This is a genomic window from Thermogutta sp. (assembly GCF_014359955.1).
In the GTDB taxonomy this organism is placed as follows: domain Bacteria; phylum Planctomycetota; class Planctomycetia; order Pirellulales; family Thermoguttaceae; genus Thermogutta.
Genome location: NZ_JACIYL010000018.1, coordinates 1 through 15,008, shown reverse-complemented (window position 1 = coordinate 15,008; position 15,008 = coordinate 1). Strand labels below are relative to the sequence as shown.

Annotated in this window: 9 protein-coding genes; 6 read left to right on the top strand and 3 right to left on the bottom strand. The window is 60.1% G+C overall.

Annotated features, from left to right (window positions below):
- The coding region (locus H5U08_RS01365) for a DUF1553 domain-containing protein (RefSeq protein WP_297029374.1) at positions 1–1,999 on the top strand (1,999 nt) is incomplete at its 5' end.
- Between the two features lie 57 nt (positions 2,000–2,056).
- Positions 2,057–3,532 carry a DUF1501 domain-containing protein gene (locus H5U08_RS01360; protein ID WP_297029372.1) on the top strand — a complete coding sequence of 492 codons (1,476 nt, stop codon included), beginning with the start codon at positions 2,057–2,059 and terminating at the stop codon, positions 3,530–3,532.
- Positions 3,533–3,548: 16 nt separating this feature from the next.
- On the opposite strand, the gene H5U08_RS01355 is transcribed toward H5U08_RS01360, so the two are convergent.
- Both H5U08_RS01355 and H5U08_RS01350 read right to left on the bottom strand, forming a co-directional pair.
- Positions 3,549–5,960: an O-antigen ligase family protein gene (locus tag H5U08_RS01355; RefSeq protein ID WP_297029370.1), complete on the bottom strand. Its 2,412-nt coding sequence runs from the start codon at positions 5,958–5,960 to the stop codon at positions 3,549–3,551.
- 618 nt (positions 5,961–6,578) lie between these two features.
- Positions 6,579–7,388 (bottom strand): DUF1080 domain-containing protein, encoded by an 810-nt coding sequence (locus H5U08_RS01350; protein ID WP_297029368.1) that lies wholly within the window; start codon positions 7,386–7,388, stop codon positions 6,579–6,581.
- A 626-nt stretch (positions 7,389–8,014) separates the two neighbouring features.
- Here H5U08_RS01350 and ilvN point away from each other — a divergent pair.
- The 4 genes from ilvN to H5U08_RS01330 all read left to right on the top strand — a co-directional run bounded on the left by ilvN (position 8,015) and on the right by H5U08_RS01330 (position 12,069).
- Entirely contained in the window at positions 8,015–8,563 is a 549-nt protein-coding gene (gene ilvN, locus H5U08_RS01345; protein WP_297029366.1) for an acetolactate synthase small subunit, read from the top strand.
- Between the two features lie 55 nt (positions 8,564–8,618).
- On the top strand, positions 8,619–9,623 hold the full coding sequence (gene ilvC / locus H5U08_RS01340) for a ketol-acid reductoisomerase (RefSeq protein WP_297029364.1): 1,005 nt from the start codon (positions 8,619–8,621) through the stop codon (positions 9,621–9,623).
- Positions 9,624–10,205: 582 nt separating this feature from the next.
- Positions 10,206–11,291, top strand: coding sequence for a hydrogenase expression/formation protein HypE (gene hypE / locus H5U08_RS01335; protein ID WP_297029363.1), 1,086 nt, complete (start codon positions 10,206–10,208; stop codon positions 11,289–11,291).
- A gap of 142 nt (positions 11,292–11,433) precedes the next feature.
- A complete protein-coding gene (locus tag H5U08_RS01330; RefSeq protein WP_297029362.1) occupies positions 11,434–12,069 on the top strand; it encodes a hypothetical protein in 636 nt (211 codons plus the stop codon).
- A gap of 1,158 nt (positions 12,070–13,227) precedes the next feature.
- Here H5U08_RS01330 and ffh read toward each other — a convergent pair.
- Positions 13,228–14,706 (bottom strand): signal recognition particle protein, encoded by a 1,479-nt coding sequence (ffh, locus tag H5U08_RS01325; RefSeq protein ID WP_297029360.1) that lies wholly within the window; start codon positions 14,704–14,706, stop codon positions 13,228–13,230.
- Between the last annotated feature and the right edge of the window lie 302 nt (positions 14,707–15,008).

The following is a 15,008-nucleotide window of genomic DNA, read 5'->3' as shown; positions in this document are numbered from 1 at the left end:
CCCGCCGATCGTGAGTCTCCCCACGCCAGAGCAGGCGACCAAGAAAGCGGCACTGGAAGATCAACTGGCGGCCATTCAAAAGGAGATTCGTGAGGAGCTGGAGAAAGTCGATTACCAGGATCCGGGCGACGGCGAATCCGGATCTGCGTCTGGCCCGAAGGAGATCGTGTGGATTGATGACGAGGTGCCGTCGGGCGCTCAGTTGTCGGCGGATGGACATCCCTGGGAATTTGTGGAGGCCGGTGAGCCGGCGGCCTTCTCGGGGAAAAAGATCATGCGTCGGACGGCGGAGGGCCTCGCGCAGCACTACTTCACCAAGGCCGCACAACCGCTGGTTGTGGCGGATGGCGACAAGCTGTTCGTGCACGTCTATCTGGACCCGAAGAACCCGCCGCGGGAAATCATGCTCCAGTGGAACGACGGCTCGTGGGAGCATCGGGCATTTTGGGGCGAGGACCTCATTGAGTGGGGGCAGAGTGGCAGCCCCAGCCGAAAACGAATCGGCGATCTGCCGACCGCCGGACAGTGGGTTCGGCTTGAGGTGCCAGCAAAAGATGTGGGCTTGGATGCCGGAAAACAGATCAACGGTTGGGCCTTCACCCAGTTCGGGGGAACAGTTTATTGGGACGCGGCGGGCATCGTGACGACGGCCATTCAACCGGGTGAGAAGTTCCGCAGTTTGAAGCGGTGGGAAGCGGTTGTGAAGCAGGGCAATCAGGACACGTGGCCGAAGCCCGTCGTGGAAATCCTCAAGAAATCGCCAGACAAGCGGAGCGCGGAAGAACAAGCCAAACTGCGGGATTACTTTGCGGAGTTTGTGTACGAGGACACGCGGGCGGTGTTTGACCCACTCCATGCCCGGCAGGCGGAGGTGGAAAAACAGCTCAAGGAACTGGAGAGCGAGATCGCGGTGAGTCTGGTGTCGGCCGACCTGCCGCAGCCCCGGGAGGCGTTTGTCCTGGAACGGGGCGACTACGAGAAACCGCGGGAGAAAGTGGAGCCGGGTGTCCCCAGTGTGCTGCCGCCGCTGCCTCCTGATGCACCACCGAATCGGCTCGGCCTGGCGCGTTGGCTTGTCCAGCCCAACCATCCGCTGACAGCGCGGGTGGCGGTCAATCGGTTCTGGCAGGAAATTTTCGGCACAGGGTTGGTGAAGACCTCCGAGGATTTCGGCACCCAGGGTGAACGCCCCAGCCATCCGGAACTGCTGGACTGGCTGGCGGTGGAGTTTAGGGAAAGTGGCTGGAATGTGAAGCATCTCTTCCGGTTGATGGTCACCTCGGCGACCTATCGCCAAAGTTCCCGGGTCCGTCCGGAGTTGGTGGCGAAGGATCCTGAAAATCGGTTGCTTGCCCGGGGGCCACGGTTCCGGCTCGATGCGGAGGAAATCCGCGATACAGCCCTCTTTGTCTCGGGGTTGCTTGTGGACAAAATCGGTGGGCCGAGTGTCAAGCCGTATCAGCCGGAAGGACTCTGGGAAGCGGTGGGCTACACGACGAGCAATACCGCGAAGTTTGTCCAGGATCACGGCGAAAAACTTTATCGCCGCAGCCTGTACACGTTCTGGAAAAGAACATCACCTCCACCGGGACTGGTGCTTTTTGACGCACCCAACCGGGAATCTTGTGTGATGCGACGTGCTCGCACAAACACGCCGCTCCAGGCCCTCAACCTGATGAACGATGTCCAGTATGTGGAGGCCGCCCGCAAAATGGCCGAACGCTTGTTGCATAAGGGATACAGCGATCCTGGGGACACCGCGAAGTACGGTTTCAAGCTGGTGACGTGTCGCGAACCCAAACCGAGCGAACTGGCGGTGCTTCTGGATCTTTACCGGTGGCAGCGTGATTACTTCGAGAAGAACCCACCGGCTGCGGAACAGCTTCTCCAGGTGGGAGAATCACCTCGGGATGAGCAGCTTCCCGCGCGAGAACTGGCCGCCTGGACGATGGTGTGCAACGCGCTGCTGAATTTGGACGAAACCATCACCAAGCCGTGACACCCGTATGGGAGAAGAATCGTAAAGTACGGTCGTTTTTGGCCAGGGGAGAATGTCATGGATCCCTTCGAAGAATATCGGCTCCTGGAAACGCGACGGCAGTTTTTCGGTCGGTTGGCGCGGGGGCTCGGGCCGATAGCACTGGCGTCTTTGCTCAATGAAAATTTGTTCTCGTCGGCCGCGGGAGCGATTCCGGAGCATCAGCCCGGTCGCCCGGGCGTGCTGCAAAAACTCCATTATCCGCCCCGGGCCAAGCGGGTCATCTACATGGTGATGAACGGGGCCCCGTCGCAGCTTGATCTTTTCGACTATAAACCCAAATTGCTCGAGATGTTTGACGCCGATCTGCCCGAGTCGGTCCGAATGGGACAGCGTCTGACGACCATGACCTCGGGCCAAAAACGGTTTCCGCTGGCTCCGTCGATTTATAAATTCGCGCAGTATGGGCAGTCGGGAGCGTGGATCAGCGAACTGCTTCCTCACCTGGCCACCGTGGTGGATGAGATTGCCATCATCAAGAGCATGCATACGGAGGCCATCAATCATGACCCGGCCGTCACTTACCTCCTGACAGGCTCGCAAATACCGGGGCGTCCCAGCCTGGGGGCGTGGTTGTCATATGGGCTGGGATCCCTCAACCGCGATCTGCCGACGTTCGTCGTGCTCCATTCCACATGGAGCGCTAAGCGCGACGCCCAGGCGATCTACGAACGGTTGTGGGGGGCGGGTTTCCTGCCTTCGTACCACCAGGGCGTGAGCTTCCGATCGAAAGGGGATCCCGTGCTCTATTTGAGCAATCCGCCCGGGGTGTCGGCTGAGTCCCGAGAAAAAACCGTTCAGGCGGTCGTTCAGCTCAATCGTGAACTCTACAACGCACTGGGCGATCCGGAAATCCAGACCCGCATCAGCCAGTATGAAATGGCGTTCCGCATGCAGTTTTCCGTGCCGGAACTCACCGATCTCTCCCAGGAGCCGGAAGAGACGTTCGAACTCTACGGGGAGGATGCCCGGAAACCCGGCACTTTTGCGGCCAACTGTCTGCTTGCACGGCGGCTTGTGGAACGGGATGTGCGATTCGTCCAGATTTTCCATCGCGGCTGGGACCACCATTACGACCTCCCGCGGGACCTGCCCCTCCAGTGCCGCGATATCGATCAGGCCTGCCGGGCCCTCATCATTGACCTGAAACGCCGGGGGTTACTGGAGGACACGCTCCTGGTCTGGGGCGGCGAATTCGGGCGGACGGTGTACTGCCAGGGAACCCTCACCAAGACCAACTACGGCCGTGACCACCATCCCCGGTGCTTCACGATGTGGCTGGCTGGCGGGGGTGTTAAACCGGGCATTGTGTATGGGGAAACCGACGATTTCAGCTATAACATCATCAAGGACCCGGTGCACATCCACGATCTCAACGCCACCATCCTCTATCTGCTGGGGATTGATCACACCAAATTGACGTATCGCTTCCAGGGACGGGAGTTCCGCCTCACCGACGTCGCCGGAAACGTGGTGAAAGGCATCCTCGCCTGACGCCGGACGTTTCCGGCTACGGTGTGTCGAGGAGTTTCTCCAGGAATTGCACCGTCTCCTCGGGAAGTTTGCGGTCTGCATGGGGAGTGATGGTGTGGAGCCAGAGTGCTTTTTCCGCGGCTTTCCTGGCCCCATCGCGATCCCCCATGGTGCGCAACAGTTCGGCTAGCCCGGCATGATAGCGGGCCTGGTTGGGATAAAGGTCGATGGCCCGGCGGGCAAAAGAGACGGCCTTTGCCAGCGCCCGACGGTCGTTCGTTTCCTGAAACAATTGCTGATAGGCGAGAGCCAGAACCCACGAAGCCGCATGATGGTTGGGGGCCCTCCGGAGGAGTCCCGCGGCGTAGGTGTCGAGCTCCCTGGCTCGCTCCTGAGGAGACGGCGAGGTGGATTTCTCTAGTAAGGTGGCGAGGTCCGCAGCTTGGGGCTTGCTGTGGGAGGCCTCTGCGGTCTTCGGCGGGGGTGCGGGACCCTCCGCCTGCCACAATTCCACCAGCCGCATCCAGGGCTCGAACGCCCAGGGGTCGGCCTCGGCCGCCAGGCGACAGAATTGCCTGGCACGGTCGATGGAGAATCGCCGGGCGGCAGTGGCCTGGGCGAGAAGACCCCGGGCCTGGAGCACAGGTGAATAAGCCGTGATGTAAAACGCCGCGATGAGCAGGCCGAAGGCTGCCAGAGTGGCAAATCCCGCCCAGGTGGGAAGCGTCACGGAAAGGCCCTGAGGAGAAGCGAGTTGGCGGAGCCGATCCGACCAGTCGCTAAACGGTTGCTTCTCGGTGGGCGATTGCTTCCTGGACTCATCGGCCGGACGATCCGTTGCCAGCACCCAGAGCAGCCAGAAGCTGCCCGCGACACCAGGGAACGTGAGTCCGCCCGCCGCCAGCCAGTTGATGCCGATGGCGGCCAGCGCTGCGGCGAGGGTTCCGGGGACCAGACTGCTCGCCTGAATCCACGGCCAGAGTCCCAGCCCGACGAGAATGGCCACAGGAAGTCCCACCAGCAGGAACGTCAGGTCCTGAGGGGCCGAGCTGAGCAATCCCAGCCAGTAACCCACCGGCCAGGCCAGCAACCATCCCAGTGCGATGGGCCACAGTTGATCGCGGCGGGAAGAAACAGTCCTTTCCGACGCGCCTGCGAGCGGGACGACCGAGAAACGCGGTGAGCTCGCCGACGAGCTGACAGCCGAAGTCGATCGCATGTGTTTGAAGTGCCAGACAGTCAGCCCGATGGCCAGGACGAAAAACACCCCGGCAGGAATGCCCCCGGTGGCAAATACTTCCAGAAGAAAATTGTGCGGGTCGGAGATTTCTTCACTCGCTTCGGGAAGTTTGTATCGGGTGTAAGCGTAGCGGAAATTCCCCGGTCCGCAGCCCAACAGGGGCTGATCGGCGACCATGCTCACGGTGGCCTGCCAGTATTGCCAGCGATAACCGAGGGATTTGGTGGCCTCGGATAGGACCTGCCAGTCGAGCCCCCGCGTGGCGATGGCCACTCCAAAGGCCAGTGCCAGCAGGGTAATCACGACGGTCACCACTCGGCGTGCCAGCCTGGCGCGGAGGGAGACTCCCATCACCAGAAAGATCACCATGCCACAAGCGAGTGCGATATAGGCGGAACGGCTTTTGGTGAGAACCAGGCAGCAGAGAAGACCGGCCATCCCCAGAACGGGGAATGCAAGAGTTGCCCAGGCCAGGTAGCGCGACGCCCTACTTGGACGCCCATCCTGGCGGGGGTTGTGCGTGCGCGGTGGCGAGGCGCCGGAGGGAGGCTCGATGGGGGTGTCAAGAAGTGATTTGACATGGCCGACAATTGTCGTAAGGAGGACAAGGCACCAGGGCAGAAGAAAACCGGCGAGCGAGTTGGTCAGCGCAAACGTGGCCAGTGGTTCCCGACTGAAGAGCCGATTCTCAAACTGAGCCAGACCGACGGGATCTTCGAGCAAGTCATCCCAGCCGAGCTCGCGGAGGAGTTCGCTGCGGCGAGTCTGGTAAGCCGTCCGTAAATGGGGTAATTCCACGAAATACTGGTAGAGGCCATAACTGGCCACACCTACGGCGAGGGCGGCCATTCCCGCCAGAAGCGCGCGGCGTTCCCGATCGGTGAGGTTCAACTGGCGGAGAAGCTGCCAGAGCACATAGTATCCCACCCACACCCAGAGCATGTTGATCGCGGGGCGGGCGGTTCCTGAATGAACGGCGCGAATCGCAGCCAGCACCAGCCATGCAACCGTGACGAGGAAGGCCAGATCCACATTCAGAAGTTTTGCCTGCCACACGGATCGGCCCACGCTGAACACGATCCCAATGAGCACAGCCCCGAAAAGCAACATGGTGGGCACCACGTCATCGCCCAGGTCGGCACCCTCGCTGGGAAAAAGCGGTCGGGCAACAAGGAGGAGCGTGACCATCGCAAGCAAAAAGGCGCGCACACCAGCAGAAGACCGCCTCTCCTGGTTATGGGGTCCAGCAGTTTTGTGGCCCGAATCCTGACCGCGTGTCTCGTGCCTGGGAGGAATCCGCTGTTTGCCCATCGTGATGAATGTCGATCAATGGCAAGAGGGTGGCAATCTTTCAGGGCTGGGTGCCCTTATGCCTCATGGTACACCGACCGGGCGAAAACCCAAAGCGCCTGGCTTGTCCCTACTTTTCCTGCGGCAACGGGGATCTTCATGAGGGATTCGCGTGGGAGCGAGATCCATCCCGGAGGGAAAGCCGGAATGAAGGGGGAACGCTTCTCGTGCCCGTAGTCCCTTCCCGCTGTGGCGTCGGTAGGGGCGATTCATGAATCGCTTCTACCAAAACCCAAGTGAATTGAGAGCGGATTATCCAAGGTTGATAAACGGACCTGACAGGCACATCCCTCCGAAGGCGCGCATAATCCCGGGTAGGGGCAATTCATGAATTGCCCCTACCTCCCGTTCGGAGGGGCACGCTTGTCGTGCCCGATGACCGCGCAATGGATGATCCAATGTTAAACGGCGGACCTGACAAGCAGGTCCCTCCGGGAAATTGTTCGGAGGGGCACGCTTGTCGTGCCCGGTGAAGGCTCAGGGGCGGGTGTCACCGGTTTCGCCCACTGGCCGAACGACGATATCCTTGAACCGGATGAGGAGGGTTCCGCCGGGGTGGATTTGCAGGGCGATATGACCGCGAATTCCAACGTTCCGTTTTCTGTGGAACTCATCATCGAGTCGGCCGGTACCATCGTAATCCGCCACCGGGACCCCGTTGACCCAGGTCTGGATGCGCAGGCCCTGGCAGACGACGCGGATATCGTTCCACGCGTCGCGGATTTCCGGAAAATCGGCATGATACCATTTCCACCCGGCGGGGGCGAGTTCCGGCTTCGCATTGGCAGGGCGGCCGACGTCCGGCCACAGCCACACCTGGGCCCCGCGTGTTTCGTCGTAGATAAAACCGCATCGCCACGGTCCCGGTGGATTGATATCCACTTGGGGCCCATCCATGTAATGGGTGGCGTCGTCATAGCGGCTCCGGATCTGGATCCCGCTGTTGCCCGTCGAGGTGGAGTAAGTCTGCACCTTCACCCGAAGCTCAAAGTCGCCGAACTCCTGCTCGGAGACCAGCCAGATGTAACCGTGATTGCTGTTGGGTGGAACTTCAGCGGTGATGGTTCCATCGACGACCTTCCAGTAATGCCGTTTATCGCCGTCCTGGGGTCGGCATTTGACCGTCCAGCCGTTCAGCGTGACACCGTCAAAAAGGGAGATTTCCCCGGCAGGTTTGGGTGGCGCAGCGCTCGGCTCGTCTGGAAAAGCGACGGAATCGACGCAGGCGAGCGACCAGACTAGTGCCAAAACGGCAGGATAAACGAAAAAAACGGGGTCTCGTGGCATTTCAGCAGTCCTCATGAAGGCTCGGGTAAGACATCTTGGGGTTTTTCGTTCAAACGAAATTGGGCAGTACCGACGGGCCAGGCCATTACCCGAGCAGCCGGTGTGCCGTGGAAAGATGACGACCGATGGATAGTGTGCCACCGAACGGAACCAAAGTCAAATGAATCGGAAGGCTTAGGTATCGTCGGTCTGGTGGGACCTGTAAGACGCCCAAGGCCCAATATGTTGTAGGGGCAATTCATGAATTGCCCCTACCTCCCGTCCGGAGGGGCACGCTTGTCGTGCCCGGTGACCGCGCAATGGATGATCCAATGTTAAACGGCGGACCTGACAAGCAGATCCCTCCGAAGAAGCGGACCTGACAGGCACATCCCTCTGGGATGTCCTTCGGAGGGGTACGCTTGTCGTGCCCGCTCGGAGCTCGCTCAGCGTCCCGCCAAACCGGGCGGCAGGCACGCACCTCGACGGTACGGGGAAAAGCGAACCCGAGCCTGGTTTGGAGTGTCCCTCATCCAAGCCGTGTGCTAAGACCCCGGCCGGGTGGTCTGGTCGGGCTGACCATCACTTGTCGCAGCCTCCCCCCAAGGTTAGGATAGCGCTTTTACGGACAGACGGACGAGGATACTATGCGACACATACTCTCGGCTCTTGTACAGAACGTACCGGGCGTGCTCTCCCATATTGCGGGGATGCTCGCCTCACGTGGCTACAACATCGACAGCCTGGCCGTCGGCGAGACGGAAGATCCGCGGCTCTCCCGGATGACCTTCGTCGTGGTCGGGGACGATGCCGTTATCGAGCAGGTGCGAAAGCAACTGGAGAAGATCGTCACCGTCGTTCGGGTGGATGACATCAGCTCCCGAGATTATGTGGAGCGTGACCTCATGCTCATCAAGGTGTCGGCCCCCCCGGACCGGCGTGGAGAAATCCGCGAGCTGGTGGAAATCTTCCGCGGACGCATTGTCGATGTCGCACCGGAGAGTATGATCATCGAGATTTCCGGCCAGGAGAAGAAAGTCGAGTCATTCATCGAGTTGATGCGGCCGTTCGGCATCCTTGAACTCGTGCGAACGGGCCGCATTGCAATGGTGCGAGGGACTTCTTCGCTCAGGAATTCCGATAACCACGACGGTCAAGTGTTGGCGGATTCTCGTTGCCCCACTGGCTCCGGTTGACGTAGAACGCCACGCCTGCGGGGGCACAGTCCGAGTTTGAATCAGGAGCAAAACCATGCCAGCCAAGATTTACTATGACCAGGATGCGGATCTGTCATTGCTGCAGAAGAAGACGGTAGCCATCATCGGATACGGCTCGCAGGGACACGCCCATGCCCAGAATTTGAGGGACAGCGGCGTTCGGGTGATCGTTGCGGAGTTGCCGGGAACTCCCAATTACAAGCTGGCGGTGGAGCACGGATTCCAACCGGTTTCCGCGGAGGAGGCCACCAAGCAGGCCGATGTCGTGACGATCCTGCTCCCCGACGAAATTCAGCCCGACGTTTTCCGCACTTCGATTCGGCCTCATCTCAAGCCGGGGAACGTCATCGTTTGTTCTCACGGATTCAACGTGCATTACGGGCAGTTCGATATTCCCGAGGGCGTGGCAGCCGTCCTGGTGGCTCCCAAGGGTCCTGGACATCTCGTGCGCTCGGAATTCGTGAAAGGGGGCGGGGTGCCCTGTCTGGTGGCCAATGGGCCGAACGGTACCGAGGAAACGTTCAAGCTGGCGCTGGCCTACGCGAAAGGAATCGGCGGTACCCGGGCAGGGGTCATCGAGACGACCTTCGCCGAAGAAACCGAGACTGACCTTTTCGGCGAACAGGTAGTCCTGTGTGGGGGTGTCAGCGAGTTGATCTGTGCCGCTTTTGAAACGCTTGTCGAGGCCGGTTATCAGCCCGAGCTGGCCTACTTCGAGTGCTTGCACGAACTCAAGCTGATCGTCGATCTCATGTATCAGGGCGGTCTCAGCTACATGCGGTACAGCATTTCCAACACCGCTGAATACGGCGATTATACTCGCGGCCCACGGATCATCACCGAGCAAACCCGTGCGGAGATGAAGAAGATCCTCAAAGAAATCCAGAATGGTGCATTTGCCAAGGAGTGGATCCTGGAAAACAAGGCCAACGCCCCGATGTTCAAGGCCCTCAGGAAGAAAGCCCGTGCCCACATGATCGAAGAAGTAGGGCGTAAGCTCCGCAAGATGATGAAATGGATTGATGCTAAGGAGGTTTAACGCGTTCTCGTTAATCCCTCGCGTTAAAGATTGAATGTGAGGGGATTTTGCGGAGGAACCTCTTCGGAGGGACCCGCTTGTCGGGTCCGTCGTTCGACGTTCGATTATCCATGCCGCTTCACCGGGCACGACGAGCGTGCCCCTCCGACCCCTCGGAGGGACGTGCTTGTCACGTCCGTCGTTTGACTTTCGATCATCAATTGCCGCTTCGCCGGGCACGACGAGCGTGCCCCTCCGAGGGTTCATCGGACGCCGTGGAAAGCGTCCCTTTTGGTAGGGACCATCCATGAATTGCCCCTACCGTGCAACTACCCGCGAAGCCGCGTAGCCTGGACGCGCTTTTCTCGGAGGGACCCGCTTGTCGGGTCCGTTTTTCAACGTTGGATCATCCATTGCCTTTCCCCGGGGATCGAAGCCCCGCACTCCACATTCGGCTTTAGCCGGGGATGCGGTTGGGGAGACAAGAGCCGTATAATGGCAGAGCGGTGAAATGCCTGCGTCTTGAGCGGAAGGTTGACGCCTGAAAGGCGAGACGGCACGGGCGAGAATTCGAATATCTTTTCCGAAAGAGGTAGCTCTGCCATGAGTGAAAGCTCTTTCAACGGGAGTGGCTTTTCGTGTCCGTTGCCGCTCAGCTCATCGGACACGATTCAGCTTGCGCACGGCGGGGGCGGCCGACTCATGCGACAATTGATCACCGACCTGTTTCTGACGCAGTTCCGCCATGCCGGCGAGACGAGCGAGGGTCTGCGCGAGCCGCCGCATGACAGTGCAGAAATCCGCCTGGGCGATGGAACGCGGATGGCCTTCACCACCGATTCGTTTGTGGTCAGTCCGCTTTTTTTTCCCGGTGGAGATATCGGCAAGCTGGCTGTCTTCGGCACGGTGAACGATCTGGCGATGTCGGGCGCCAAACCGCTCTGGCTGAGTGCTGGATTCATTCTCGAAGAAGGACTGCCCCTGGAAACGCTTCGCCGGGTGGTGCAGTCCATGCGGCAGGCCGCGGAAGAGGCAGGGGTCCGCATCATCACGGGCGACACGAAGGTCGTCGATCGCGGGAAAGGGGACGGCATTTACATCAACACGACGGGGCTGGGCTGGATCCCCGAAAACGTGCACATTTCCCCGTCGCGGATTCGGCCGGGGGACAGGATCCTGCTCTCAGGCGACGTCGGCCGCCACGGCATCGCTATTATGTCGGTTCGGGAAGGCCTGCAGTTCGACAACGCCCTGCCGAGTGATTGTGCGCCGCTTCACCGGGTGGTTCGGGCGATGGTCAAGCACGCCGCTGAAGCCATCCATTGTCTGCGGGATTTGACACGTGGGGGGCTGGCCTCCGCACTCAACGAACTCGCTATGGATGCCCATGTGGCGATGCTCATCCACGAGGAGGTGATTCCGGTGGAGCCATCGGTAGCGGCGGCCTGCGAACTGCTTGGACTGGATCCCTACTACGTGGCGAATGAAGGCCGTTTTGTGGCGGTGGTGAGGGCCGACGCGGCGGAGGAGTTGCTGGCGGTTTTGCGTCAGCAGGCCGGATGTGCCAGCGCCCAGATCATCGGCGAAGTCCGGCCTGCCCCGGCCGGTGTGGTGGAACTGCGGACGGCCCTGGGCGGCTCACGCGTATTGGATCTCCTCTCAGGAGAACAAATGCCGAGAATCTGTTGAAAGCGATATTCGATGCCTGTTAAGCCATATGGCTTTTCTTTAGGACGTGCAGTTGCCAAAATATCGGTGCGATTGTGGTTTTGCTTCATTGGTCTCGATGACTGATGGCCCTGTTGCTGTTCATTCGGAAGGAGCTCATCCGATGCGCGCCTGGGTGTGTGGGATCCTCGGTTTGGCCGCCGTCATTGCGATGCCGGGGACGAAGGCGGTCTTCGGTGAAGGCGGAAACGTCATCTTTGCAGATCGATTTGAAGGAAAGCTGGCGGAGGGCTGGAGGTGGCTTCGGGAACAGCCGGGAGCATGGCGGATTCGGGAGGGTGGTCTGGAAATCCGCGCCCTGCCCGGTGATGCCAACACGGTCAAAAACGCGCTCTTGCGACCGGCGCCGGACCGTTCGACTGGAGCGTTCGCGGTAGAAGTGACGGTTTCCAATCTCACGCCGCCGACGGTCCAGTATGAACAACTGGGCATCACTTGGTACGTGGACGGCAAACCTGTCTTCAAGCTCGTCAAAGAACGGATTGACGGGGGGATTTACATCATTCCCGGACGGAAGCCGGTGGAAAACGTTCCTATCCGCCTGCGGCTGATTGTGAAAGGGGACCACTGGATTGCGCAGTATCGCCCGGCGGGAGAGAAGGAATTCCTCACCGCGGCCGAGGGCACGCTTCCCCAGCCCGCCAATGACGAGATCAGCCTCCAGTGCTACCATGGCCCGGAAAACGAAGAGCACTGGATGCGGTTCGAAGACTTCCGCATCGTGCGTTGGCCCCAATAGGGTTAAAACAGCAGAAAGTAAGCAAGCTGCTCCGGTCACGCTTTGCAGAAAGGACGCGTAACCTGATTGCGTCCTGCCGAATGAAATGGGTTCTCTATGCACAAAGTGGGGATGAGCGAGAAAAATTTCTTGCTGGGCCGACTTGCAAAGGGCCGTCGGGCGGGTACACTATCAGCAGGTTTTTCGTTTTGACCATGCAGCCATTGCCTGCCTGATTCGAGACGGAGCTGGACTGGCGATCACGGTTAGGATCGCAGGGACAGGGCACCGTCACGGTCGTCGGTGTGAAATGGGGCTTCGGGTGAGAGGCACGAGGCTTCCCGCTCGGGCGCGCAGAGGGCGATCCGTCAGAAAGCAGTATCTGGATAAATGAACGGCCGCGGGGCACCGATGCGTCAGCCTGGAGCATCTGGGATGTGGTTCGCCGATTCTTCCCCATGCAGGATATGCACCTTTGAGTTGGGCTGACGACGGTTTGTCCTCAGGGAAACACCAGGGTCGCGGCGGTAGCACGGCAAGCTCGTCTTCGTCCGTGCGCTGACCCTGCCGCCGAGCCCGCTGAGTTGGCAGCCATGAATCACCTTGAGGCGCCCCCGGCCGTTTTATTCTTTCTCGGCAGGTTGTCTTGTGGCTTCTTTTTTCCCGGCATGGCGCGCTGCCCGGGACAGTGAAACGGTCAATGTTGGTAGGGGCAATTCATGAATGGCCCCTACCAGGGAGCAGCTTTCGTGATTGCGGCAAAACACCACACACCGCCAAGGTGGTGAAGGCTAAAGCCTTCACCAAAAAGCGGCGATAAATCGCCGCACTCCATATGGAGCGCGGGACTTCAGTCCCCGGCGAAAGAGAATGGATGATCGAACGTTGCCCGGCGGACCTGACAAGCAGGTCCCTCCGGAACCACGTGGTGAAGGCTAAAGCCTTCACCAAAAAGCGGCGATAAATCGCCGCACTCCATATGGAGCGCGGGACTTCAGTCCCGGTGAAAGAGAATGGATGATCGAACGTTGCCCGGCGGACCTGACAAGCAGGTCCCTCCGGAACAGGTTCCTTCGGATCGGAGGGGCACGCTTGTCGTGCCCGGTGAAACTTTTGGGAGACTGCGTGAACTTCAGCGCCATCGCTTGGAGCGATGTTGCGCGGCGTTGGCCGAAAGTGTTATCGGCCGCGTTTCTCTTTACGCCGCCGCTTGAGTTCTTTTTCGCGGAGTTTGCGGAGCCTGGCTTTTTCCTCGGGTCGGAGCCGCTTGCCCGTGCTGCCTTTCACGCCCCGGAAAATGGCGCCGGGGTCTTTGGCTGCCTGGGTCATGAGCTGGTACATCATCTGCATTCGACCGCGGAGTCCCTGGCTGGCCATTTCCCGCATGATCTGTGAGATCGGCTCAAACAGGCGAATGAGCTCCGCGACCTCCTGGGGTTTGACGCCCGCTCCGGCGGCGATGCGGCGACGGCGGCTCAGATCGATGATCTCCGGCTTGCGCCGCTCTTCCGGCGTCATGGAGTCGATGATGCCGCAAAGTCGCCGGAAAGCGCGGTCCGTGTCCACGTCGTCACCCATGTCGTGGAGCAACTGCGACATGCCCGGCACGAGCTGGATCACCTGGTTGAGTGGACCCAGTCGGGTCGTTTGCTCCAGAAGGCGACGGAAATCCTCGAGGGTGAATTCGCCTTTTTGGAGTCGTTCCTGCTGCCGGAGGGCTTCTTCCTGATCAATTTTCTGCCGGGCCTGTTCGATGAGCGTCATCAAATCGCCCTGGCCGAGGATTCGGCTGGCGATCCGTTCGGGGTGGAACTCCTCGAGGGCGTCGGTTCCTTCACCTGTTCCGATGAATTTGATCGGGACACCGGTGACGTACTTCACAGAAAGGGCGGCCCCACCTCGGGCATCACCGTCCAGCTTGGTGAGGATCACCCCGTTGAGCGTGAGGGCTTCGTGGAACGCCCGGGCGCTGTTCACGGCATCCTGGCCCGTCATGGCGTCCACAACCAGATAAACCTGATCAGGCTGGATGAGGCGGTCGATGGCCGCCAGTTGATTCATGAGGGCCTGATCGACATGGAGTCGGCCGGCAGTATCGAGAATGGCCACGTTTGCTCCGAGGGCGGGCATCTGTCGGAGGGCGTTGCGACAGACGACAAGCGGATCGGTGGCGCCTTTTTCAACATACACCGGCGCACCGATCTTTTCGCCGAGGATTTGGAGTTGTTCGATCGCGGCGGGGCGCTGGAGGTCGGCCGCCACGAGCATCGGTTTATAACCGCGTTGCTGAAGGTAACGTCCCAGTTTGGCGGCCGTCGTCGTCTTACCAGACCCCTGAAGACCGCACAGCATGATGGTGGAACCCGACGGTTTCAGATGGAGATCGTGATCCACCGGGCCCATGAGAGCGACAAGCTGTTCATAAACAATGGTGAGGAGTTGCTGGGTGGGACGCAGGGACCGCATGACCCGCTCGCCCAGGGCCTCCTGCGAAACTTTTTCGATGAAGGCCTTGACGACGGGCATGCTCACGTCGGCTTCTAGAAGGGCCTGCTGGACAAGCCGCAGCCCTTCCCGCATATTGGACTCCGTGAGCTTGCCCTGACCGGCCAGGGTGCGGATCGCTTCGTACAGACCAGCCTGGAGTTTCTCAAACATAAACTCAAATCCTCACGAGTGTGCCCCTCAAGAAACAGATGGAGAAAACCCTGCTCGAGTGATGCGGCCTGACGGGGTGAAAGCGGTCGATGACCCTTCAGGTCGAGGGGATTCCTTCGCTGCGCAACACAACCACCCCGGTTGCCCCGGTTTGAGATGGCCCCACCGCGTCAACCGCGCACATCCTCGGTTTAAGCTCATCATACTCGGGGCAGGGGCAGGCTGACAATCGGCAAAACGCCTGATCCCTCGCGGCTTTTGTGGGAGCCTTTTAACTTTGAGAATATTCATGACTGGCTTCT